The sequence below is a fragment of the Novosphingobium sp. Gsoil 351 genome (assembly GCF_009707465.1).
Classification (GTDB): Bacteria; Pseudomonadota; Alphaproteobacteria; order Sphingomonadales; family Sphingomonadaceae; genus Novosphingobium.
On record NZ_CP046120.1, the window covers coordinates 2,988,941 to 3,011,431 of the forward strand.

General features: G+C 67.4%; 21 protein-coding genes, 1 tRNA gene and 1 pseudogene. 21 read left to right on the forward strand and 2 right to left on the reverse strand.

What is annotated here, in order from left to right:
- The first annotated feature begins 3 nt into the window (after positions 1–3).
- From murD to GKE62_RS14555, 21 genes and pseudogenes are all read left to right on the forward strand, one after another.
- Positions 4–1,344 (forward strand): UDP-N-acetylmuramoyl-L-alanine--D-glutamate ligase, encoded by a 1,341-nt coding sequence (murD, locus tag GKE62_RS14455; RefSeq protein ID WP_154692850.1) that lies wholly within the window; start codon positions 4–6, stop codon positions 1,342–1,344.
- The gene (locus tag GKE62_RS14460) at positions 1,341–2,594 is read left to right on the forward strand and encodes an FtsW/RodA/SpoVE family cell cycle protein (protein ID WP_154692851.1); all 1,254 of its coding nucleotides are present in this window, start codon (positions 1,341–1,343) and stop codon (positions 2,592–2,594) included. Before murD ends, GKE62_RS14460 begins: the two co-directional genes overlap by 4 nt.
- Positions 2,591–3,775, forward strand: coding sequence for an undecaprenyldiphospho-muramoylpentapeptide beta-N-acetylglucosaminyltransferase (murG, locus tag GKE62_RS14465; RefSeq protein WP_154692852.1), 1,185 nt, complete (start codon positions 2,591–2,593; stop codon positions 3,773–3,775). The genes GKE62_RS14460 and murG overlap by 4 nt, the downstream gene beginning before the upstream one ends.
- Positions 3,772–5,186 (forward strand): annotated as a pseudogene (gene murC, locus GKE62_RS14470) (UDP-N-acetylmuramate--L-alanine ligase). The gene murG and the pseudogene murC overlap by 4 nt, the downstream one beginning before the upstream one ends.
- Positions 5,186–6,076, forward strand: coding sequence for a UDP-N-acetylmuramate dehydrogenase (gene murB / locus GKE62_RS14475; RefSeq protein WP_154692853.1), 891 nt, complete (start codon positions 5,186–5,188; stop codon positions 6,074–6,076). The pseudogene murC and the gene murB overlap by 1 nt, the downstream one beginning before the upstream one ends.
- Positions 6,073–7,035 (forward strand): D-alanine--D-alanine ligase, encoded by a 963-nt coding sequence (locus GKE62_RS14480; RefSeq protein ID WP_154692854.1) that lies wholly within the window; start codon positions 6,073–6,075, stop codon positions 7,033–7,035. Before murB ends, GKE62_RS14480 begins: the two co-directional genes overlap by 4 nt.
- A complete protein-coding gene (locus GKE62_RS14485) occupies positions 7,035–7,967 on the forward strand; it encodes a cell division protein FtsQ/DivIB (RefSeq protein ID WP_154692855.1) in 933 nt (310 codons plus the stop codon). The genes GKE62_RS14480 and GKE62_RS14485 overlap by 1 nt, the downstream gene beginning before the upstream one ends.
- Positions 7,967–9,289 (forward strand): cell division protein FtsA, encoded by a 1,323-nt coding sequence (gene ftsA / locus GKE62_RS14490; protein WP_154692856.1) that lies wholly within the window; start codon positions 7,967–7,969, stop codon positions 9,287–9,289. Before GKE62_RS14485 ends, ftsA begins: the two co-directional genes overlap by 1 nt.
- Positions 9,290–9,419: 130 nt before the next feature.
- Positions 9,420–11,060, forward strand: coding sequence for a cell division protein FtsZ (gene ftsZ, locus GKE62_RS14495; protein ID WP_154692857.1), 1,641 nt, complete (start codon positions 9,420–9,422; stop codon positions 11,058–11,060).
- Positions 11,061–11,174: 114 nt separating this feature from the next.
- Positions 11,175–13,238, forward strand: coding sequence for an SPOR domain-containing protein (locus GKE62_RS14500; protein ID WP_154692858.1), 2,064 nt, complete (start codon positions 11,175–11,177; stop codon positions 13,236–13,238).
- Positions 13,239–13,412: 174 nt separating this feature from the next.
- Positions 13,413–13,913, forward strand: coding sequence for a YbjN domain-containing protein (locus GKE62_RS14505; RefSeq protein WP_154692859.1), 501 nt, complete (start codon positions 13,413–13,415; stop codon positions 13,911–13,913).
- Positions 13,914–13,920: 7 nt separating this feature from the next.
- Positions 13,921–14,706: a pyrroline-5-carboxylate reductase gene (locus GKE62_RS14510; protein ID WP_154692860.1), complete on the forward strand. Its 786-nt coding sequence runs from the start codon at positions 13,921–13,923 to the stop codon at positions 14,704–14,706.
- Between the two features lie 110 nt (positions 14,707–14,816).
- Positions 14,817–15,563 (forward strand): Bax inhibitor-1/YccA family protein, encoded by a 747-nt coding sequence (locus tag GKE62_RS14515; RefSeq protein WP_154692861.1) that lies wholly within the window; start codon positions 14,817–14,819, stop codon positions 15,561–15,563.
- A gap of 162 nt (positions 15,564–15,725) precedes the next feature.
- Positions 15,726–16,625 (forward strand): hypothetical protein, encoded by a 900-nt coding sequence (locus GKE62_RS14520; RefSeq protein WP_230206718.1) that lies wholly within the window; start codon positions 15,726–15,728, stop codon positions 16,623–16,625.
- Positions 16,626–16,726: 101 nt separating this feature from the next.
- Positions 16,727–16,802 (forward strand) — tRNA-Ala (locus GKE62_RS14525).
- Positions 16,803–17,022: 220 nt separating this feature from the next.
- Positions 17,023–18,069 (forward strand): GTPase ObgE, encoded by a 1,047-nt coding sequence (gene obgE / locus GKE62_RS14530; protein ID WP_154692862.1) that lies wholly within the window; start codon positions 17,023–17,025, stop codon positions 18,067–18,069.
- A 152-nt stretch (positions 18,070–18,221) separates the two neighbouring features.
- The gene (locus GKE62_RS14535) at positions 18,222–18,533 is read left to right on the forward strand and encodes an AtpZ/AtpI family protein (protein ID WP_154692863.1); all 312 of its coding nucleotides are present in this window, start codon (positions 18,222–18,224) and stop codon (positions 18,531–18,533) included.
- Between the two features lie 33 nt (positions 18,534–18,566).
- Positions 18,567–19,343 carry a F0F1 ATP synthase subunit A gene (locus GKE62_RS14540; RefSeq protein WP_154692864.1) on the forward strand — a complete coding sequence of 259 codons (777 nt, stop codon included), beginning with the start codon at positions 18,567–18,569 and terminating at the stop codon, positions 19,341–19,343.
- A gap of 46 nt (positions 19,344–19,389) precedes the next feature.
- Positions 19,390–19,617, forward strand: a complete 228-nt coding sequence (locus GKE62_RS14545; RefSeq protein ID WP_154692865.1) for a F0F1 ATP synthase subunit C — start codon at positions 19,390–19,392, stop codon at positions 19,615–19,617.
- Between the two features lie 55 nt (positions 19,618–19,672).
- Positions 19,673–20,167, forward strand: a complete 495-nt coding sequence (locus GKE62_RS14550; protein WP_154692866.1) for an ATPase — start codon at positions 19,673–19,675, stop codon at positions 20,165–20,167.
- Positions 20,160–20,693: a hypothetical protein gene (locus GKE62_RS14555; RefSeq protein ID WP_230206719.1), complete on the forward strand. Its 534-nt coding sequence runs from the start codon at positions 20,160–20,162 to the stop codon at positions 20,691–20,693. Before GKE62_RS14550 ends, GKE62_RS14555 begins: the two co-directional genes overlap by 8 nt.
- Here the strand turns inward: GKE62_RS14555 and GKE62_RS14560 are convergent.
- Both GKE62_RS14560 and gloB read right to left on the reverse strand, forming a co-directional pair.
- The gene (locus tag GKE62_RS14560) at positions 20,690–21,670 is read right to left on the reverse strand and encodes an NADPH:quinone oxidoreductase family protein (protein ID WP_154692867.1); all 981 of its coding nucleotides are present in this window, start codon (positions 21,668–21,670) and stop codon (positions 20,690–20,692) included. The genes GKE62_RS14555 and GKE62_RS14560 overlap by 4 nt on opposite strands.
- Positions 21,671–21,675: 5 nt before the next feature.
- Complete coding sequence (gloB, locus tag GKE62_RS14565; RefSeq protein WP_154692868.1) at positions 21,676–22,434, reverse strand: hydroxyacylglutathione hydrolase; 759 nt, start codon at positions 22,432–22,434, stop codon at positions 21,676–21,678.
- Positions 22,435–22,491: the final 57 nt, after the last annotated feature.

Here is a 22,491-nt window from a genome sequence, read left to right on the forward strand (position 1 = left end):
CGCGTGATCGTATCGGGCGCCTTTACCGGAAAGCGGTATGCGGTCCTGGGCCTGGCGCGCTCGGGCCTGTCGACGGTCGAGACCCTGCTCGCCAGCGGCGCGCACGTGTCTGCGTGGGACAACCGCGAGGAAGCGCGGATGCTGGTCGAGGCCAAGGAGCATCCGTTGGCCCAGCTCGCCGACCCGCTGACGATCGATCTGTCCGGTTATGACGGGGTGGTCGTGTCGCCCGGGGTGCCGATCAACCGCCATCCGATCGCCGACGCCGCCCGCGCCGTCGGGGTGCCTCTGATCGGCGATATCGAACTGTTCGCCCAGGCCCGCCCGAGCCTGCCGCCGCATCGCGTCGTCGCGATCACCGGGACGAATGGCAAGTCGACCACCACCGCGCTGGTGCATCATTTGTGCAAGACTGCTGCCATACCGGTGCGAATGGGGGGCAACATCGGCCTGCCGGTGCTGGGTCAGGAGCCGTTGCGAGCGGGCGGGGTCTATGTCCTCGAACTGTCGAGCTACCAGATCGACCTCACGCACAGCCTCTGCGCGGATATCGCGGCGCTGATCAATCTCAGCCCCGATCACCTCGATCGCTACAACGGCTTTGCTGGCTACATGGCGTCGAAGGCCCGGCTCTTCGGCATGCAGAGGGCGACGCAGCATGCGGTGTTTGGCTGCGGCGATGCCCATACCCTGAATGTGGCGCGCGACTGCGCGGCCGAGCGGGGCAGCGAGTTCGTGCACATCGTCGATCCCAGCACTCTGAGCGGCCAGTCCGCTTGGCCTTCGCTGCAAGGCCCGCATAACCTTCAGAACGCGGCAATCGCGGTCCAAATCGCAGAATTGCTTGGGCTTGGCGAAACCCAGTGGCGCCCGGCGCTGGCCAGCTTCAAGGGCCTGTCGCATCGGATGGAACTGGTCGGAACGCACGGCGGCGTGCTTTTCGTCAACGACAGCAAGGCCACCAATCCCGCCTCCACCGCGCCTGCGCTGGCCGCCTATCCCCGGATACACTGGATCGTTGGCGGCCTGCCCAAGGGCGACGACCTCGACGAGTGCCTGCCTTATATCGGCCACGTTGCTGCCGCCTATACCATCGGCGAGGCCGGGCCGCGGTTCGCCCAACTGCTTGAGCCGCTGGTTCCGGTCTCACGCAGCGAAATGCTCTGCGACGCCGTGCGCCAGGCGATGAGCGCGGCCCGGCCAGGCGAAGTGGTGATGCTGTCGCCAGCCTGCGCCAGCTTCGACCAGTTCCGCGATTTCGAGGCGCGCGGTGATGCATTCCGCGACATCGTCGCCGCATTGGTCGCCGAAAACGCGCCGCACTCCGGGAGCATCGACGGATGAACGCCGCCACCGGCAGCAACCCCCCGCGCGGGGTCCCGACGATCGGCCGCGATGGTGCGGTGCGCGTCGTCGGCCCGGGTGAACGCTATCGCCGCACCCGCCGCAACGAGCTGATGGTCTGGTGGCGCGAGATCGACCGCGTGCTGCTGGGGCTGATCGCCACGCTGCTGCTGATCGGGGTGGTCGGTGTCGCCGCGGGATCGCCCGCGAGCGCCCACCGGCTGTCGACCCACGCGGTGAAGCTCGACGATCTCCATTTCCTTTGGATCCACTTGCGCTGGCTGTCGCTCGGGCTGATCGCGCTGGTCGGCTGCTCGCTGATGCCCAAGGAGGCCGCGCGGCGCGTGGCGGTGCTGATGTGTGGAGCGATGCTGGCGGCGCTGTTGCTGGTTCCCATCATCGGTCACGAGGTGAATGGCGCCAAGCGCTGGATCAACCTGGGGTTCTCGTTCCAGCCGTCCGAATTCCTCAAGCCCGCCTTTGCCGTCGGGGTGGCCTGGGTGCTGAGTTGGCGGGTGCGCGATCCCAACCTGCCGGTGATCCCTATCGCCACCGGGCTGATGGGCGTGGTCGCCGCGTTGCTGATGATCCAGCCCGATTTCGGCGCGACGATGCTGTTCGGCGGGGTGTGGTTCGTGCTGGTCCTGCTGTCGGGCCTGCCGCTCCAGCGCGTGGGGATGGCGATGGCCGGGCTGATGGTGTTCGTGGTCTTGGCCTATTTCTTCTACCCCAACGCCACCCACCGGATCGACAGCTTCTTTTCTGGCGGAACCGCGTTCGACCAGGTCGACCTGGCGCAAAAGACGCTGCTGGGCGGAGGCTGGACCGGAACCGGGCTGTGGCTGGGGGTCAAGAAGATGGCGCTGCCCGAGGCGCACACCGACTATATCTTCAGCGTGATCGGAGAGGAATTTGGGCTGATCGCCTGCGCGATCATAGTCCTGCTCTACGCCGTCATCGCTGCGCGCGTGCTGCTGCGGCTGCAGGATGAGGACGATCTGTTCACGATCCTCGCCGCCGCCGGGCTGACAGCGCAATTGGTGGGTCAAGCGTTCATCAACATCATGGTCAACCTCCAGCTTTTCCCCTCGAAGGGGATGACCCTGCCGCTGATCTCTTACGGCGGCAGTTCGATGATCGCGCTGTGCGCGGGCGTCGGTTTCCTGCTGGCGATCACCCGGCGAAATCCGTTCCTGACCCGCGACACGACGCGCCCGCCACTGCCGTTTGCGGAGGCGATCCGGCGATGACCGGCGCATCGCGTCACTATGTTCTGGCCGCGGGTGGCACCGGCGGCCACATTCTGCCCGCGTTCGCGTTGGCGCAGGAACTGGAAGCACGCGGGCATCACGTCGCGCTGATCACCGATGCCCGCGGCGCGGCGATCCCGGGCAAGCCCGAGGCGCTCACCGCGCACATCCTGCCGGCCGGACGGCTCGGCGCCGGAAAACTCAAGGGAGGCCCGCTGGGCTGGCTGCGCGCGGCTCGGGCGATCTGGGAGGGGCGGCGGATGGCGCTGCGCCTGTTCGAGAGCTTTCAGCCGTCGTGCGTGGTCGGGTTCGGCGGCTATCCCGCGCTGCCGGGGCTGCTCGCCGCGCGTTCGGCCAGGATCCCCACGGTGATCCACGAACAGAACGCGGTGCTCGGCCGGGTCAATCGCTTCCTCGCCAAACGGGTGGATGCGATCGCCACCGCCTATAACGAGGTCCAGCGCCTCGACCCCAAGCTTGCCAGCAAGGTCCACCTCGTCGGCAATCCGGTGCGCCCCGAAGTGCTCGCGCTGCGCGACGAGGCCTATCCCGCATTCACCGAGGATGGGCTGTTCCGCGTCCTCGTCACCGGAGGTAGCCAGGGCGCGTCGGTGCTGTCCGAAGTCGTGCCCGACGGACTGGCGATGCTCCCGCCCAACCTGCGGCATCGCCTGCAAGTCACCCAGCAGTGCCGTGCCGAAGACCTCGACGCGGTACGCAGACGCTATGCGGAGCACGGTATCCCTGCGGAGCTGGGCACCTATTTCGAAGACATGGCCGGTCGCCTCGCCGACGCCCACCTGTTTATCGGCCGTGCCGGCGCCTCGACTATCGCCGAGCTCACCGCCGCGGGGCGCCCCGCGATCCTCGTGCCGCTGCCCATCGCCACCGATGATCACCAGGCATGGAATGTGCGAGAGATGGTTGCCGCCGGTGGCGCGCGGGCGATCCGCCAGACCGGGTTCACCGCCAAGGAACTGGCCAAGCAGATCCAAGCGATGGCGCTCAAGCCCGAAACCCTGGCGAACGCCGCGCACGGCGCCTGGAACTGCGGCCTGCCCCGCGCGGTCCGGGATCTCGCCGATCTGGTCGAGAGCTTCGGCGGCGCGCCGCTGATGGATGTGATCCGGGTGGAGCAGGGCGCGGCCGCCCAGACGACCGGTCAGGAGGCGGTGGCGTGAAGGGAGTCGCTACCGACATCGGGACGATCCACTTCGTCGGCATCGGCGGGATCGGCATGTCCGGGATCGCGGAGGTCATGCACAACCTGGGCTACACCGTGCAGGGTTCGGACATTGCCGAGGGCTATGTCGTCGAAGGCCTGCGCAAGCTTGGCATCAAGGTGATGATCGGTCACGCCGCCGCGAACGTCGCGGGCGCGGCGGTGGTCGTCACGTCCACCGCGGTGCGCCGCACCAACCCCGAAGTCGCCGCCGCGCTCGAACACCGCATCCCGGTGGTCCGCCGCGCCGAGATGCTGGCCGAGTTGATGCGGCTGAAGCGCACCGTCGCCGTCGCCGGCACCCACGGCAAGACCACCACCACCAGCATGATCGCGGCGATGCTCGATGCAGGCGGGATCGATCCGACCGTGATCAACGGCGGGATCATCAACTCCTACGGCTCGAACGCCCGGCTCGGCGCGAGCGAATGGATGGTGGTCGAGGCGGACGAGAGCGACGGCAGCTTCCTGCGGCTCGATGGCACGATCGCGGTGGTCACCAACATCGATCCCGAGCATCTCGATCACTACGGCAGCTTCGACCGGATCAAGGAAGCGTTCGTCGAATTCGTCGAGAACGTGCCGTTCTACGGCGTCGCGATCCTCTGCGTCGATCACCCCGAGGTCCAGGGCATCATCCCCCGGATCCGCGACCGGCGGGTGACGACCTATGGCTTTTCGGCCCAGGCCGACGTCCGCGGCGATGCGGTAACTCCGGAGCCGGGCGGCAACCGCTTCGACGTCGTCGTCCGTCAGCGCGATGGGATGACGCGGCGGATCGAGGGGATCGAGTTGCCGATGCCCGGACGGCACAACGTTCAGAATGCGCTCGCCGCGGTCGCGGTGGCGCTGGAGATGGGCTGCAGCGACGCGGTGATCCAGTCGGGTTTCGCCAAGTTCGGGGGGTCAAGCGGCGCTTCACCAAAGTCGGCGAGGTTGGCGGCGCGACGATCATCGACGACTACGCGCATCACCCCGTGGAAATCCGTGCGGTACTGTCGGCAGCGCGCGAAGGCGTGAAGGGCCGGGTCATCGCGGTGGTTCAGCCGCACCGCTTCACCCGCCTGCGCGATCTGATGGACGATTTCCAGGGCGCCTTCAATGATGCCGACGTGGTCTATGCCGCGCCGGTCTATCCGGCGGGCGAGACGCCGATCGAGGGGATCGATTCGGACGCTTTGGTGCGCGGCCTCAAAGCGCGGGGTCATCGCGCGGCTGCGGCGATCTCGGGGCCGGGGGAATTGGCTCAAGCGCTGGCCGAGACGCTCGAGCCGGGCGACACCGTCGTGTGTCTGGGCGCGGGCGATATCACCAAGTGGGCTGCCGGCTTGGCCGACGCGGTGCGCGCGGAAGGGGCGAGGGCGGCGTGATGGCCGATACGCTTCCGCGGGTAGCGGGCAAGCTCACCCCCAAGGCCCCACTCGCCCCGCTGGTTTGGTTCAAGTCGGGTGGCGTCGCCGAATGGCTGTTCGAGCCCAAGGACCTGGCCGATCTGCAAGGCTTCCTGCGCGATCTCGACCCTGCAACCCCCGTCATGGCGCTCGGCCTCGGCTCCAACCTGATCGTCCGCGATGGCGGAGTTCCAGGGGTGGTTGTCCGGTTAGGCAAGGCGTTCGCCAAAGTCACCGCGCGCGACGCCACCACACTCGATTGCGGCGGCGGGGCTTCGGGCATCCTCGTGTCCTCCACCGCGCGCGACAACGGCATCGCCGGGGTGGAATTCCTGCGCTCGATCCCCGGCACCGTCGGCGGGTTCGTGCGGATGAACGGCGGGGCCTATGGCGGCGAGGTCAAGGACATCCTGGTCGACTGCGACGTCGTGCTGCGCTCGGGCGAGTTGGTGACGCTGCCGGCGGCAGAACTCGCCTATACCTACCGCCACTCCGAACTGCCCGATGGTGCGATCGTCACTGCCGCGCGCTTTCGCGGCCGGCCCGGCGAACCCGCGCAAATTCAGGCCGAGATGGACCGCATCGGCGCCAGCCGCGAGGCCAGCCAGCCGCTGCGCAGCAAGACTGGCGGCTCGACGTTCAAGAATCCGGAGGGCCACAAGGCTTGGCGCCTGGTCGACGAGGCCGGTTGCCGCGGGCTGACCCTTGGTGGGGCACAAGTCAGCGAGAAGCACACCAATTTCCTGATCAACACTGGTACCGCGACGAGTTCTGACATCGAGGGACTGGGCGACGAGGTGCGTCGGCGGGTGAAGGACAATTCGGGCGTGGAACTGCAGTGGGAAATTCAGCGGGTGGGTGTGAAATGAACCTGCCCAAACTCCACGTCGCTGTCCTCATGGGCGGCTGGTCCAGCGAACGCCCGGTTTCGCTGATGTCCGGCAACGGCGTCGCCGATGCGCTCGAATCGCGCGGGCATCGGGTGACGCGGATCGATATGGACCGCGACGTCGCTGCGCGGCTGGCCGAGGCCGCGCCCGACGTGGTGTTCAACGCGCTCCACGGCACCCCCGGCGAGGACGGTACGGTGCAGGGGATGATGGACCTGATGGGGCTGAGATACACCCATTCGGGCCTTGCCACCTCGGTCATCGCGATCGACAAGGAGCTGACCAAGCACGCGCTGGTCCCGCATGGCATTCCAATGCCCGGCGGGCGGATCGTCGCCAGCGAAGACCTCTACGAACGCGATCCGCTGGCGCGGCCCTATGTGCTCAAGCCGGTCAACGAGGGCTCGTCTGTCGGGGTCGCGATCGTCACCGCCGAGGGCAACTACGGCAATCCGATCGGCCGCGACGTTGCCGGACCGTGGCAGAAATTCGAACACCTGCTGGCCGAACCGTTCATCCGCGGCAAGGAACTGACCACCGCGGTGATCGCCGATCGCGCTTTGATGGTGACCGAGCTCAAGCCCAAGACCGGGTTCTACGATTTCGACGCCAAATACACCGAGGGGCTGACCGACCACGTCTGCCCCGCCGAGATTCCCGATGCCATCACCGAGGCCTGTAAGGACATTGCCTTGCGCGCGCATCGCCTGCTTGGTTGCAAAGGGACCAGCCGCTCCGACTTTCGCTGGGACGACGAACAGGGGATCGAAGGGCTGTTCCTCCTCGAGGTCAACACCCAGCCGGGGATGACCCCGCTCAGCCTGGTGCCAGAACAGGCGCGGCATTGCGGGATGGAATACGCCGATCTGGTGGAAGCGATCATCGCCGACGCGCTGGGGGGCGCGGGCGAAGATCGAACGGGAGCTGAGGGGGGCTGATGGCGCAGACGATCAGGCGTGGCGGCAAGGGCGTGAGACGCGCTGCGGCTACGCGTACCACCCAGGCCAAGGTGGCCAAGGCCAAGGCGACGACGGGCACCGCGCTCGATCGGGCGCTGGGCGCGCTGCCGGTCAGCGAGACCCGGCTCCACCAGATCTTCCTCGCGATGATCCTCGGCAGCGCGGTGGTCCTGGCTTGGATGGTGGCGAGTTTCGCCGGGGTTCCGGCGATGGCCAGCGCCCAGCTCGCGCTCTTTGCCCGCGACGCCGGGTTCGAGGTGCGCCGGGTCGAAGTCCGCGGGGTGAAGCGGATGAACGAGCTCAAGGTCTACGAAAAGGCGCTGGGCGAGCGCGAGCGGGCGATGCCGCAGGTCGATGTCGCCGCGCTGCGCGCCGAGTTGCTCCAGTTGTCGTGGGTCGAGGACGCGCGGGTCTCGCGCCAGTTGCCCGATACGCTGGTGATCGACATCGTCGAGCGACGCCCTCGCGCGGTGCTGAAGAAACCGGGACGCTACGTTTTGATCGACGCCTCGGGGCACGAATTGGAACCAGTCAGCCCCGACCGCGCCAAGGGCATGCTGACGCTCAACGGCCCCGGGGCGGGCAAGCAGATCGGCCAACTCGATCGCCTGCTTGAGGCGGCGCCCGCGCTCAAGCCGCAAGTGCGCGAGGCCGAGTGGATCGGCAACCGCCGCTGGAACCTGACCTTCAAGACTGGACAGGTACTTGCTCTGCCGCAGGGCGGCGAGGCTTCGGCCTCGGCGCTGGTCAGCTTCGCCAAGCTCGATGGGGTCAACCGTCTGCTCGGCGGCCAGGTCGCCTATTTCGACATGCGCGCCAACGACCGCATCTATCTGCGCGTGCCGGGCCGCGCGGTCGAGGCGGCCAAGAGTGCGGCCGCGGCCAAGACTGCGGCGGCGAAGGAACAGTAATGGCCACCCGCGCCATTCCGCAACGCCACGGCGCACCCAAGATCGTCAAGGTCTTCGGCGCGGTCAACATCGGCAGCTTTCGCGTTTCGGCGATGATCGTCGGGCTGTCCGAAACCGGCGAGATGATCGTGCTCGGCTCGGGCCATCGCGCCAGCCAGGGGGTCAAGCGTGGCTATGTCACCGATATGCAGGCCGCCACCCATGCGGTCCGCGACGCGATCGAGCGAGCCGAAAAGATCGCCGGGGTCTCGCTCCAGTCGGTATGGATCGGCTGCTCCGGGGCGGGGCTCGCCAGCACCCTGGCGCGGGTCGAGGTCGACATCGGCGGGCGGCGGATCGAGGCCGACGACATCGAGCACCTGCTCGTCGCCGGGCGCGAGGTGATCCAGCCCGACGGGCGGATGGTGCTTCACGCCCAGCCCGCGCACTACACGCTCGACGGCGCACACGGCGTGTCCAACCCCAAGGGCCTCCATGCCGAACGGCTCGCGGTCGATATCCACGTGATGCTGGCCGACGGCGCGCCTGTCCGCAACCTCACCGAATGCGTCCAGAACGCGCACTTGGAGGTCGAGGCGGTGGTCGGCTCGCCTGTCGCGGCGGGGCACGCCTGCTTGACGCCGGAGGAGCGCGAATTGGGGGTGGCGCTGGTCGAGTTCGGGGGCGAGGTCACCAACGTCTCGGTCTACATGGGTGGGATGCTGCTGGGGATGACCGCGATCCCCTACGGTTCGGGCGACGTTACCGATGCCATCGCCAGCGCCTTCGGTATTCGCCGTTATCAGGCCGAACGGCTCAAATGCGTTCACGGGTCGGCGATCGCCAGCCCGACCGACCATCGCGAGATGGTTCCCGTCAACGCCCCCAATGATCCCGAACCCGGCGCGGTCGGCGCCGGGCCGGTGGCGCGCCACGCTGACGACAAGAACCGGATTCCGCGCGCCGAACTGGTCAGTGTGATGACCGTCCAGCTCGGTCAGTGGATGGAGGAAGTCGGGCGGGCATTGAAGGCGCTCGGGTTCACCGGCCAGCGCGGCCAGCAGATCGTGCTGACCGGCGGCGGCGCCGAACTTCCCGGCCTTGCCGATTTCGCGCAAGGGGCGCTGGGCAAGCCGACCCGCATCGGCAAGCCGCCGCAGATGACCGGGCTGCCCGAAGCCCACGCCACGCCCGGTTTCGCCACGCTGGCCGGGCTGGTGCTCTATGCCGCGGCCGACCCGGTGGACATCCGCAGCGTGGGACCGAGTTATACGCCGACCACCAAGTACACCGGTGTTGCGCTAGCGAGCCGGGTGGTCCGTGCGCTGAAGGAGTATTTCTAGCGGTGGAAGACGCGCCGAAGCCCGTCGCGCCTGTGGAAAAGGTTAATTTGCCTTTGCGTCGCCGATTCGTTCCGTGCCAAGCTGAAATCAACGTTTTACGCGGTCGTGCGCCGCCTCCGGGGAGACCCTCATGAGCATAAATATCGGCCCACCCAAAGTGGATGAGCTGCGCCCCCGGATCACCGTGATTGGGGTCGGCGGTGCGGGCGGCAACGCCATCGCCAACATGATCAACGCCGATATCGAAGGTGTCGACTTCATCGTCGCCAACACCGACGCCCAGGCGCTGAACAATTCGATCAGCGAGCACCGTATCCAGCTTGGACCGGACATCACCCAGGGCCTTGGCGCAGGGTCGCGCCCCGAAGTGGGCCGCGCCGCCGCTGAGGAAACCCTCGACGAGGTCGAGCGCGCGCTGGAAGGCGCGCACATGTGTTTCATCGCTGCGGGTATGGGTGGGGGCACCGGTACCGGCGCGGCGCCGGTCATCGCCAAGGCCGCACGAGACAGGGGCGTGCTGACTGTGGGGGTGGTGACCAAGCCGTTCCTGTTCGAAGGCACCCGCCGGATGCGCGCCGCCGACGCGGGGATCGAGGAGCTGCAGAAGCACGTCGATACCCTGATCGTCATCCCCAACCAGAACCTGTTTCTGGTCGCCAAGGCCGAGACCACCTTCAAGGAGGCGTTCAGCCTGGCCGACGAGGTGCTCCAGCAGGGGGTGCGCTCGATCACCGACCTGATGGTGATGCCGGGCCTGATCAACCTCGACTTCGCAGACGTCCGCTCGGTGATGGGCGAGATGGGCAAGGCGATGATGGGCACCGGCGAGGGCAGCGGCGAGAACCGCGCGCTCGAGGCTGCCGAGCGCGCGATCTCCAACCCGCTTCTCGACGGCGTCTCGATGCAGGGCGCCAAGGGGGTGATCATCTCGATCATCGGCGGCGAAGACATGAAGCTGCTCGAAGTCGATGAAGCCGCCAACCACATCCGCGAGCTGGTCGATCCCAATGCCAACATCATCTGGGGTTCGGCCTTCAACCCCGATCTCCAGGGCAAGATCCGCGTCTCGGTCGTCGCCACTGGCATCGAGCAGAGCGCCGAGATGGCGCAGGAAGCCTCGCGTCCTTACGCTCTGCCCGGCACAGCGCGCGGGCCGGCGGTACCGACGTCCGTCGTGCCGCAGACCCTTGCCGCGCCCGAACCGGCTCCCGCGACAACATCGTGGAACCAGGCCGCCGATACAGGGCTGGCGGCTCCGACGGAATCGAGCGGGCACGAATTGCCCGGCGCCGAGGGCGGGTTCACGGGTACTCCGGACGCCGGCGATGCTGATAGCGACCAAAGCGCTGCGCACGCGGGCGGTGCGGCGGCCGAGGACGCGCTCGATCTCGAGCTCGAAATCGACGAGGGCCGCGCCGAGGAAGACCCGGTCCAAGATGTCAAGGAACCGACCAGCGGCTACGCTTCGCTTGAGAGGCTCTCTAGCTTTGGGCGCAAGTCGGTCGATGATGGCCTGCTGGGCACCGCCGATCGGTTAGTCGAGGAGGACGAAAACCTTGCGCCCAAGGTTTCGCGCGGGATTTCCCCGCTGGGCAAACCCGACGGCGGGTCTGGCGGCGGGGCGACGCTGTTCGAGCGAATGGCCAATCTTTCGCGCGGTGGACGCCAAGCCGGCCCCGACGCGGAAGAGGCGGAAGCGGACGAAGATACTGCGGAGAGCGGCGGATCGCTGAGCATCCCGCGCTTCCTGGGACGGCAGAACAATCAGTAACGGGCAGGCTGCACACCTGTTCATCGGGGCGACGGGAAGGCCCTGCTAGGCGGCGCTGAATCGGACGGCGGCGCGGCGGAGCGCGGCTTTCACCGCGCCGCCGGGAGTGAGCGCATGATCGCGGTTTCGCGGAAATTACGGATCCTCTGGACCGCGTCGCTGGCGCTTGCCGCGGTGCTCGCCGGGTTCGGTCCTGCGCGCGCGCAGCAGGATGATGCCGACGAACTGGATCCGGTCGCCCGCGCGCCATATTCGAACGCGGTTGTGCAGCCGCTGCCGAGCCAGCAAAGCTACCAGCTCAACGCTGCGCTTACCCGGCTGGCCGCCAACCCCCGCGATATCGCGGCATTGATCGACGCGGGCAACGCCGCGCTGGCCCTGGGCGACAACGACGCGGCGCTTGGCTTCCTCGGGCGCGCCGATCAGCTTTCGCCGGGCGATCCCAGGGTCAAGACCGCACTGGCGAGCGCGCTGGTCAAGAACGAGGACCCGTTCGCGGCGATTCCGTTGTTCGATGCGGCGGAACGCGCCGGAGCGCGCGACGGCACCCTCGCTGGGGATCGCGGGCTGGCGTATGATCTAGTCGGCGACAATTTCAGCGCCCAGCGCTATTATCGCCAGGCGCTGGCTACCGCCCCGGCCAGCGACGAGATCGTCCGCCGCCTCGCGCTCAGCCAGGCGATCGCCGGTGACCGCAAGGGTGCCGAAGCAACGCTCCTTACCCAATTGCGCCGCAACGATCCCGCCGCCTGGCGGACCCGCGCCTTCATGCTCGCGATTCTGGGCGATACCGAAGAGGCGGTAAAAATCGCCACCGGCACGATGCCGCGCGACCTCTCCGCCGCGATGATCCCTTATCTTCGCTACATGGGTCGCCTGACCCCCGCGCAGCAGGCCGCAGCGGCCAACTTCGGCCATTTTCCCCGCGCCGCCCAGATCGGCCGTGATGACCCGCGAGTGGCGCGCTACGCCGCTCTCAATCCTCGCAAGCCCCCGGTCCCGGTGGCTGCCGTGGCCGCCAAGAGCGATGCCAAAACCCGGAAATCCAAGAGCGATCGCCTGGACCGCCGCCGCGAGCGCGTGGCCGAGCGCGATCCCGGCACCAGGGGCATCATAAGTTCACCCCCGGTTGAAACCCGCAGGGTCGCGGCGGTTGCGGCCGGGCCAGCTCCGGCACCGGCTTCAGTTCCGCGCCAGCCCGTGTCGACGGTGCGGGTGGCCGCGGCGACTTTACCTCCGCCCAGATTCGTCCAGCCACCAGCCTACCGTCCGGCCCCGGTTCCAGCCTCAGCTCCGGCTCCGGCCTTAACTCCCAGCCCCGCGCAAGTGTCTGGACCGGCGATGGCGGGGCCTTCGCTCAGTCCGGCTGGCCCCCCGTCCAGCTTCGCGCTTTCTCCAGCGGCGGGCGCCGCGTTGCCGATCGCTGCCCCGACCTCGGGGCCTTCCGTCAATCCTCCGGTGACCGCTGCACAAGCGGCCGCGAGCAATCTCGATCTGGCGCGGCGCGCACAACTGGCGGCGGTCGAGCAAGCGCCGACTCCATTGCCTCCGCCGGTTGCTGTTCCGGCGATCTCTGCCCCGACCGTAGTTCCGCCCCCACAAGTTCCGCCCGCGCCGGTGCCCGAGCCGCGCCGTGACCTGGCCGCCGTGTTCAGCGATTTCCGCCCCCCCGCCGAAGAGCAGCGGGCGGTCGAGGCGGTCGACCTCAGCAAGCTCCCGGCTCGGACCAGAAAGCCGACTTTGGCGGACGAGCGAGGGCCGATTCCCGACGCTCCGACTGGGACCCGGCGGATTGCCGCCGCCGATCCCGCGCTCTCGACGGCGGCCAAGAAGGGCATCGATCCGAAGACCGGCAAGCCGCTCAAGCTGGCGGAGAAGCCGACGAAACCGGTGGTACCGAGCCATCCCAGTCGGATCTGGGTCCAACTCGGGGTCGGGCGTGATAAGAGCGCGCTGGGCTTCGATTGGCGCAAGCTTGGCAAGGCGCAGGCCGACGTTTTCAAGGGTAAAAAGCCCTGGACCACGCCGTGGGGTCAGACCAACCGTCTGCTGGCGGGGCCATTCGAAACTCAGGCGGCGGCTCAGGCGTTCCTCAAGGATGTCCGCAAGAAAGACAGCGACGCGTTCGTCTGGACCAGCCCGGCCGGGCAGGCGGTCGACGCGCTGGCGGCGAAGTAGCTGCGTGGTGCGGGGTATCGTCCCCCGCGTGTCCACAGCTTTTGCACAGGCTTGTCGGGTTATGCCCAACCTGAGCAACGGCCCCGATTGCCCCGTGGCCGTCGGTGACGCCAAGCCGTCAATACCGGCCGCGCGGCGTCGCGAGACCGGATCAGGAGACCGCAAGGCGTGCCGATGAGTGACCAGCGCGAGATCGAAGATGGCGACGGTGCCCCCGTCGACGTGCTCGCTTCGCTGTTCGATGCGCGTGGATGGGATTACGAATTCATCTCCGACGAGGAAATCCTCGGCGAAATCCAGGGCAGTTGGGCCAGCTATCAGCTCCGCGCGATCTGGCGGACCGAGGACAACGTCCTGCAATTGCTGTGTCTTCCCGACATCCGCGTGCCCGACGACAAGCGTGGCGGGGTCTACGAGGTGCTCAGCCTGATCAACGAGCAGGTTTGGCTCGGCCACTTCGATTTGTGGTCGAACGGTGGCGTCTTGCTGTATCGGCACGGCCTCATGCTGGGTGAGGACGGCCTTTTGACCATCGCGCAGGCGCAAACCGTGATCGAGGCGGCGATCGACGAATGCGACCGCTTCTACCCTGCGTTCCAGTTCATCCTGTGGGGCGACAAGACCCCCGCCGAGGCCTTGGCGAGCGCGATGGTCGATGCGCAGGGCGAGGCGTGATCCGCCCGTGAGAACCCTCCTCGTCGGCTGCGGCAACATGGGCCGGGCGCTGCTCGACGGATGGCTGGCGGCCAGGGTGCTGGCACCGGCAGAGGTCACCGTGCTCGATCCCCTGGCCACACCGCCCGAAGGCGTGGCGATCGTGCGCGAACCGCCCGCCGCGCGGTTCGATCTGGTCGTGTTGGCGATCAAGCCGCAGCAGTTCGGCGAACTTGCGCCGGATCTGGCGCCGCTGGCCGATGGAGCGCTGGTCCTCTCGATCCTCGCGGGGACGAGCTGTGCGCAACTGGCTGCCGGTCTTCCAGGTGCGCGAGTGGCGCGGATCATGGCCAACCTGGCCGCGGCGTTCGGCCAATCACCTGTCGCGCTGTTCGCCTCGCCGGGGATCCTGAGCGAACCCGACCGGGTGCTGCTCGACCGGCTCGGCGGCGCACTCGGCGAGCTGCAATGGCTGACGAACGAAGAGCAGTTCCATGCCTTTATCGCGCTGGGCGGATCGGGTCCCGGGTTCGTCTATCGCCTGCTCGAGGCATTCGCCAAGGGCGGAGCCGAACTCGGCATCGAACCGGGCGCATCGGCCGCGATGGCGCTGGCGATGGTCCGCGGCGCCGGCGAACTCGCCGCTCGGTCGGGAGCGGATTTCGGCGAACTTGCGGCGCGGGTCGCCTCGCCCGGCGGCACCACCCGGGCGGGATTGGACGAACTCGAGCGCGATGGCGCGGCGGACAGGCTCGTCGCCGCCACTTTGCGCGCAGCCCGCGATCGCAGCGCGGAGATGGCCCGCAGCGGCTGATACAAATTGCGACAAGGGCGGATATACCGGATTCTCTTGAATTGGGCGGGCCAACTCGCGATATTGACTGCACCGGCTTGTCGTTGCTCGGCGCCGGAAGGGAGTTTGAAATGGCTAACTGGAACGATCCTCAGCCCACCAAAGTGGGCTTCGGCGGGTCTCCGACTTTGAACGGCGATGTGATCGGGCGTGCTGGCGCGATCGATCAGGGCCTGCGCAGTCATATGCTTTCGATTTACAACTACATGGCCTCGGGCGTGCTGCTCTCGGGCGCGGTCGCGTTGCTTTTCCAAGGCGTCGCGGCGCAGATGATGCTCGATCGCAATCCTTTGATGTGGCTGATCATGCTGGCGCCGCTCGGTTTCGTGTTCGCGATCAGCCTGGGCGCCAACCGTTTCTCGACCGCCACCCTTCAGGCGCTGTTCTGGGGCTTCGCGACGGTCATGGGCCTGTCGTTGTCGACGATCTTCGTGGTCTATACCGGGGCCTCGATCGCGACGACGTTCTTCGCCGCCGCCGCCGCCTTCGCAGGGCTCAGCCTGGTTGGCTATACCACCAAAAAGGACCTGTCCGGCATGGGCAGCTTCCTGATCATGGGCGTTGTCGGGCTGTTGGTGGCCTCGATCATCAACATCTTTCTGAAATCGCCTGGGCTCTACTGGGCGATCAGCTTCCTCGGTGTACTGATCTTCGCGGGCCTGACCGCCTACGACACGCAGAAGCTCAAGCAGCAGTACGACTATGTCCGCGGGACCGAATTCGCGGGCAAGGCAGTGGTGCTGGGCGCGCTGACGCTTTACCTCGACTTCATCAACATGTTCCAATTCCTGCTCAGCTTCATGGGCGACCGCCGCTAGGCGCAGCTTTCGGCCGAGCACGGCACATCGTGCCCGGCGCGCCACCTGGCGCGCCGGGCATTTTCTTTGCGTGCTCAAGCAGCTAGGGCTAAGGCTTAAGCTTAGAGACAGGCAGGCTGGTCCAGCCCTGCTGCGCCCTCGGGTGAGGATATTGGGGTTTCAATGATCAGCTTCGAGTTTCGCCAGGCGCGCGCTGCCGCCACGATCCTGGGTGTAGTGCTGCTTTCGGCCTGCGCGACCAAGGCACCCCCGCCGCCTCCGCCTCCGCCGCCGCCGCCCGTCGAAGTCATCCCCTATCGTCCGCTGCCGCCGTCCGGCGCGACCTACATCATGGTGATGCCGCCGCTCGGTCCGGACGGGAAGCATCTGACCGTCATTCGCGGGCTCAGCGACGACCAGCGCCTGTGGTATTTCCGCTCGGCCTGGAACGTTGCCGCGCTCAATTGCATCGGACCCGAATTTCAGCCGATCCTCGACGGCTACGGCACTTTCCTGAAAGGCAACGCGAAAGCGCTCAAGGCGGTCAACGCGCGCATCGACAAGGGTTTCCGCGCCGACTATCCGGCGGGCCGCGACGCGATCAAGGCGCGCGAGAAGCAGATGACCATCGTCTACAACTTCTTCGCGCTGCCGCCTGCGCGCGCCGGGTTCTGCCAGGCGGCGCTGCAGGTTGCGGCCTTGGCGGCGGCGATGCCCAAGCCTGATGCGATGGCACTTTCGGCGAACTTTCCGCTGTTCGAAGCGCCATTCGAAGCGTTCTTCAACGCTTACGACCAATACCAGCGCGATGCCGCGGCTTGGGATGCCCAGTACGGCGCCCGCTATGGCGCCTCGCAGCCGGGCTATGTGGCGGTTCAGGCAGCTCGCCTGAAGGGCATCCCGCAGGTCGGCCAAAGCAATCCGCTGACGACGACGACCATCACGCTCCCGCAGAGCGGGGTCGTGACCGATCAGGAAACCGGCGCACAGATCCCGGTGATCCCGGTTCCCAAGGAGCCGGCGGGCATACCTGTGGTTCAGCCAGTCCCGCAGGCCACTCCCAAGCCCGCCGCCAAACCCTGATCGCCAGCCAAGACCCGCGCCACAAAGAGCTTTTCTTGCCGGGCGGGGTTCGCTAAGGCGCGCGCTCTTCGCGGGGTCCGCCTCGCCTGGGACACTGGAACGGGGCCGTAGCTCAGCTGGGAGAGCGCGTCGTTCGCAATGACGAGGTCAGGGGTTCGATCCCCCTCGGCTCCACCAGTGTACCGATAGTTGCTCCATCGCGGACTGCGAACGGTGCCGTTCTGCGCTTCCGGTACTCACGGCCTATAGGGCCGCTGCGCGCTGGTTCTCGAACGGCGCCATTCTCGGCTCGCGTTGAAGCAATTCTCGGCACACGGGCACACCCCGACTGTCGCTCGGCCTGAGCTTGTCGAAGGCGTTGCGCGACATTTCCCTCGATTCAAGCTAGCGACATTCCATGCACTTCCTCGACCAGGCCAAGATCTTCATCCGCTCCGGCGCGGGTGGCCCGGGTGCGGTGGCGTTCCGGCGCGAGAAGTATGTCGAGTACGGCGGACCCGACGGCGGCGACGGGGGCAAGGGCGGGGACATCGTCTTCGTCGCCGTGCCCGGTCTCAACACGTTGATCGACTTCCGCTACTCGCAGCACTTCAAGGCCAGGCGGGGCGGCGGAGGCGCGGGCAAGAACCGCACCGGCGCCGGCGCGGACGACATGATCATCGAAGTGCCCGTCGGCACCCAGATACTGGCCGACGACGAGGACCGCACGCTCATCGCCGATATGGCCGTGGAGGGCCAACGTCTGGTCCTGTTGCGCGGGGGTGACGGCGGGCGCGGCAACGCCAGCTACAAGAGCTCGACCAACCGCGCCCCGCGCCAGCACGGTACCGGCTGGCCCGGTGCCGAGATGTACGTCTGGCTGCGGCTAAAGCTGCTCGCCGACGCCGGCCTCGTCGGTCTGCCCAACGCGGGCAAATCGACCTTCATCAACCAGGTGACCAATGCCGAGGCCAAAGTCGGCGCCTATCCCTTCACCACCGTCCGCCCGCAGTTGGGCGTGGTCCGGCACAAGGCACGCGAGTTCGTGCTCGCCGACATTCCCGGACTGATCGAAGGCGCTGCCGACGGCGCGGGGATCGGCGACCGCTTCCTCGGCCACATCGAACGCTGCCGCGTGCTGATCCACCTCGTCGATATTTCGGGCGACGATCCGGCCGAGGCGATGCGGATCGTCGCCGGGGAACTCGCCGCCTATGGCGCCGGGCTCGACGAGAAACCGACGCTGGTCGCGCTCAACAAGGTCGATCTCGCCGATCCTGAACTGGTCGCGGGCTTCTCCGCCGAATTGCGCGCGGCGGGTGCGGAGGAAGTCTTCGCGATCTCCGGCGCGACCGGTGAAGGCGTGCCCGCGCTGCTCGACGCGGTGCTCGGCTACCTGCCGCAGCGCTCCTCCCTTGAGCGGGCCACCGGCGGCGAAGTGGGCGAGGAGTGGTCGCCGGTTTGACGGCGATGCCGTAGCCTTGTCCGTTCGGACAATGCTGCACTGCGGTTGACTCGCGCGGGACCGCTGCCTAAGGGCGGCGGCGAAGCTGGCCGGGTCGCTCCTTGGCCGCCTCTCGCTTTGCCAACCCCTCCGCATGAGGATCCGTTTTCGCCGTGGCCGACGACCGCAACGACGCACCTGCCGTTCGGGAAGACCCGGCAATCGATTCGCTCGAGGATCGGATTGCGGCGGCGCGCTCCGCAGAGGACAAGCGGCTGGGCAAGACGGACGCCCCGGCCGCCGACGCGCGTGGCCAGGGCATGCAGATCGCCCAGACGATGGTCGGCTATCCGCTGGGTGGGATCGTCGTCGGATGGGTGCTGGACGGCATCTTCGGCACGCGTCCGTGGATCATGATCGGCCTGATGTTTCTCGCCTTTTTCGGCGCGTGCCTTCAGGTCGTGCGCTTCAACAAAGCCGACTGATGCGCGGCGAGTATTCGAGGGACGAGCAACGACGTGGCCGCTGAAGGCAAGATGGACCCGATGCACCAGTTCGCGATCTCCCCCATCGGGGGAGGCGAGCTCACCGCGTCGCCGTTCCAGTTCACCAATTCCTCGCTGTGGATGATGATCGTGCTCGTCGCGATCATCGCCTTCATGTGGGGCGGCACCAGGCGCCAGCTCGTGCCCGGCCGCTGGCAGGCCGCGGTCGAGGGGCTGACCGGGTTCGTCGGGGGAATTGCGACACAGAGCATCGGGGCCGAAGGTCGTCGTTATCTTCCGTGGATTTTCACCGCCTTCGTGTTCATTCTGTTTTCGAACTGGATCGGCGCGATGCCGCTGGCGATCACCGGCGCGCATCCGTTCACGGTGACGAGCCAGTTCACGATCACCGGCTTCATGAGCATCCTGAGCTTCGCGATCGTTCTCGGCGTCGGCTTCTGGAAGCACGGGCTACACTTTTTCTCGTTGTTCGTGCCGCATGGCGCGCCGCTGCCGGTCAAGCTGTTCGTGGCGCCGATCGAATTCGTCAGCTTCCTCGTCCGCCCGTTCAGCCTCGGTCTCCGGCCGTTCGTGGCGATGTTCGCCGGTCACGTCCTGCTGGAAGTGTTCGGCAACTTCGTGGTCCAGGGCCTCAACGCGGGCAGTGCTCTGGGTTGGTTCATTTCGGCGTTGTGCTTTGTCTTCCTGATTTTCGTCAACGCATTGGAGCTGCTGGTCGGCGGTATCCAAGCCTACGTCTTCGCGTTGCTGACCTCGCTGTACATCAAGGACGCGGTGCACCTGCACTGAGTTTTTTAAAAGATATTTCAATCGCCTATCAACGAAGGGTAAGAAAATGGATCTCGCTTCCGCACAAGTCATCGGCGCCGGTCTCGCGGCAATCGGCGCGGGCGCCGCGGCTGCCGGCGTCGGCACCGTCTTCGGTAACTTCCTCCAGGGCGCGCTGCGCAATCCGGCGGCAGCCGCCGGGCAGACCACCGTGCTCTACATCGGCTTCGCTGCGGCGGAACTGCTCGGGCTGATGGCCTTCGCCGTCGCCATGATCATCCTCTACGCGCGTTGAATTCGGGATCCGGCGGGCAAGTCCCGCCGGTCCTGCCAGGCGTAAAGAGAGACCGATGCCCCAGATTTCCCAACTTGCGCTCGTCTACCAGTCCCAGTGGTTCTGGCTGGTGGTGACGTTGCTCGCGATCTTCTTCCTCGTCGGCCGTGGGATCGTCCCCAAGGTCGAGGCGACGGTCGACGCGCGCGACGCCAAGATCGCGACCGACCTCGCCGAAGCCGAGCGCCTGCGCGCCGCGGCCGAGGCCGAGGAAGAAGCCTGGCGCAAGAAGATGAACGACGCACACGCCGAGGCGGTGACAGCTGCCGCTGCGGCCAAGTCGGCGTCGGCGCTGGAGGCGGAAACGCGGGTCAAGGCGGCGGATGCCGAGATCGCCAAGACGATCGATGCCGCAGCGGCGGCGCTCGCCACCGCACGGGGCAGCGCGCTGACCGAGATCGAGGTGGTCGCCGCCGAGGCCGCGCGCGACATCGTCGCCAAGCTGACCGGGGCCACCGTTTCGCCAGACGCTGCCCGTGCCGCCGTTGCCGGAGCCTTCAGCCGTGCTTGACCTGCTTGCCGTCGCCGCCCACGGGGCCGCCGAGGAACACGCCGAGGCGACCGCGTTCGGGATCGCTCCGGGCGGCTATGTCGCGCTGGCGATGCTCGTCGTCTTCGGGATCATGCTCTACGCCAAGGTGCCCGCGCTGGTCGCCAGGATGCTTGACGCGAAGATTGCCGACATTCGCGGACAGCTCGATGAAGCGGCACGGCTGCGTGATGAAGCCGCCGCGCTCAAGGCCGAATACGAAGCCAAGGCGCGCGAGGCTGATGCCGAGATCGCCGCGCTCAAGGCCGGGGCCGAGCGCCAGGCCGCGGAAATCGTGGCCAAGGCCAAGACCGACGCCGCCGCGCTGATCGAGCGTCACCACGCGATGGCCGAGGCCAAGATCGCGGGCGCCGAACGCGCCGCGGTTGCCGAAATCCGCGAGCGCGCGGCGACCGCCGCGAGTGTGGCTGCCGAGACTCTGATCGCCGCCAGACACGACGCCAAGGCCGACAAGGCGCTGGTCGACGGCGCGATCGCGGGTATCTAAGTCCCCGGCACGAACACCACTTTGCCCACCACCTCGCGGTTGGCCATCGCCGCGAACCCCTCGCGCCAGCGCGATAGCGGCAACACGCGGTCGATCCGCGGCCTGATCCGGCCCTCGCTCAGCAACCGCAGCGTCTCGTCGCGCACCGCCGCGCCGCGTGCCGGAAAGCGTCTCGAATACTCGCCTGCGCGTACACCGACGATGGAAAAACCCTTGATCAGCGGGATGTTGACCGAGATGTTGGGGATCCGGCCCGAAGTGAAGCCGACCACCAGCAGCTTGCCGCCGAACGCCACGCAGCGGGTGCTCTCGTCGAACACCGCGCCGCCGACCGGATCGTAGACCAGATCGGCAAGGGCGCCGCCGGTATTCTCGGCGACCTTCTCGCGGAACCGCCCTTGGGCGAGGATCGCAGCCGCGGGGGCGTATTCGCGTTCGACCACCGCCAGCTTGGTTGGCGATGCGGAAGCGGCGATCACTCGCGCCCCCAGCGCCTGCGCCAGATCAACCGCGGCCAGACCGACTCCGCCGGCCCCGCCATGGACCAGCACCCACTGGCCGGGCGTGAGCTTGCCGAGTTCGACCAGCGCCACCCACGCGGTCAGATAGGCGCTGCCGAACGCCGCGGCGGGCTCGAACGATATTCCTTCGGGCAAGGCGCGCAGGTTGGGCAGCGGCACCGCAGCGAATTCGGCGAACCCGCCCAGGCGAGTTCCCGCGACCACCCGGTCGCCAGCCGCGAAGCCTGATCCCGTGGGCGCGGAAACTACCTCGCCCGCCGCCTCCATTCCAGGCACGAACGGCAGCGCCGGCTTGAGTTGGTATTCGCCGCGCGTCATCAGCAAGTCAGGAAAATTGAGCGCGGCGGCGCGCACTCTGATCAGCGCCTCATCAGCGCCGGGTTGGGGGACTGGCAGATCGCCGATCACGCAACCGGCGTAGTCGGGCGCGAGCGACTGGACCTGCAGCGCCTGCATCGCGCTCAGAAGGTGTCCTTGGCTGCCCGCAGCGCGGCAAACGTGGTCACCGCGTCGCCTCCGCCCCAGCGCGCCTGTACGGCCGGATCGTCGGCGCGCAGGAAGGGGTTGGCGGCAAGCTCGCGCTCGAGGGTGGTCGGCACCGTCCATTCGCCCCGTTCGCGTCGGGCGCTGACCTCGTCGGCATAGGCGCGCAGCGACTGGTTCCCTGGATCGGCATGTAACGCGAAGCGCGCGTTGGATGCGGTGTATTCGTGCGCGCAATAGAGCGTGGTGGCGGGCGGCAGCGCCTTGAGCCGCGTCAGGCTCGCCCAGAACTGCGGTGCGGTGCCTTCGAACATCCTTCCGCAACCCAGCGCGAACAGCGCGTCGCCGACGAAGGCGATGCCGTCGTCGGCGAGGTGGTAGGCGATGTGGCCGTTGGTGTGCCCGCCGACGTCGATGACGAGCGCCTCGTGCGAACCCAGCGCGACGCGATCACCGTGCGCGATCACCCGGTCGGGCGCGGTCCCCAGGCGCTCGACTTCCGCCGGGCCGGTTATCCTGCACCCGGTGGCGGCCTTGATCGCGGCGTTGCCGCCGGCGTGGTCGGGATGCCAATGGGTGTTCCAGATCTGCGTGATCCGCCAGCCTTGGGCGTCCGCCTCGCGCAGATAGGCCTCGGCATCGGGCGTATCGATGCAGGTCGTTTCGCCACTCACGTCGTCGTGGACGAGAAAGCCGTAGTTGTCGGACAGGCAGGGGAACTGGTGGATTTGGAGCATGCGCCGATCCTGCCACAGCCTCCACCATGTAGGAAAGCAAAAGCCCGCCCGGATCGC

Bases quoted from the DNA above. Each gene is read 5' to 3' on its own strand.
- GKE62_RS14545 (WP_154692865.1), top strand. From the start codon at position 19,390: ATGGATCTCGCTTCCGCACAAGTCATCGGCGCCGGTCTCGCGGCAATC.
- GKE62_RS14480 (WP_154692854.1), top strand. From the start codon at position 6,073: ATGAACCTGCCCAAACTCCACGTCGCTGTCCTCATGGGCGGCTGGTCC.
- GKE62_RS14515 (WP_154692861.1), top strand. From the start codon at position 14,817: ATGGCTAACTGGAACGATCCTCAGCCCACCAAAGTGGGCTTCGGCGGG.
- ftsZ (WP_154692857.1), top strand. From the start codon at position 9,420: ATGAGCATAAATATCGGCCCACCCAAAGTGGATGAGCTGCGCCCCCGG.
- GKE62_RS14550 (WP_154692866.1), top strand. From the start codon at position 19,673: ATGCCCCAGATTTCCCAACTTGCGCTCGTCTACCAGTCCCAGTGGTTC.
- murB (WP_154692853.1), top strand. From the start codon at position 5,186: ATGGCCGATACGCTTCCGCGGGTAGCGGGCAAGCTCACCCCCAAGGCC.
- GKE62_RS14460 (WP_154692851.1), top strand. From the start codon at position 1,341: ATGAACGCCGCCACCGGCAGCAACCCCCCGCGCGGGGTCCCGACGATC.
- obgE (WP_154692862.1), top strand. From the start codon at position 17,023: ATGCACTTCCTCGACCAGGCCAAGATCTTCATCCGCTCCGGCGCGGGT.
- GKE62_RS14485 (WP_154692855.1), top strand. From the start codon at position 7,035: ATGGCGCAGACGATCAGGCGTGGCGGCAAGGGCGTGAGACGCGCTGCG.
- gloB (WP_154692868.1), bottom strand. From the start codon at position 22,434: ATGCTCCAAATCCACCAGTTCCCCTGCCTGTCCGACAACTACGGCTTT.
- GKE62_RS14520 (WP_230206718.1), top strand. From the start codon at position 15,726: ATGATCAGCTTCGAGTTTCGCCAGGCGCGCGCTGCCGCCACGATCCTG.
- GKE62_RS14505 (WP_154692859.1), top strand. From the start codon at position 13,413: ATGAGTGACCAGCGCGAGATCGAAGATGGCGACGGTGCCCCCGTCGAC.
- murG (WP_154692852.1), top strand. From the start codon at position 2,591: ATGACCGGCGCATCGCGTCACTATGTTCTGGCCGCGGGTGGCACCGGC.
- GKE62_RS14560 (WP_154692867.1), bottom strand. From the start codon at position 21,670: ATGCAGGCGCTGCAGGTCCAGTCGCTCGCGCCCGACTACGCCGGTTGC.
- GKE62_RS14500 (WP_154692858.1), top strand. From the start codon at position 11,175: ATGATCGCGGTTTCGCGGAAATTACGGATCCTCTGGACCGCGTCGCTG.
- ftsA (WP_154692856.1), top strand. From the start codon at position 7,967: ATGGCCACCCGCGCCATTCCGCAACGCCACGGCGCACCCAAGATCGTC.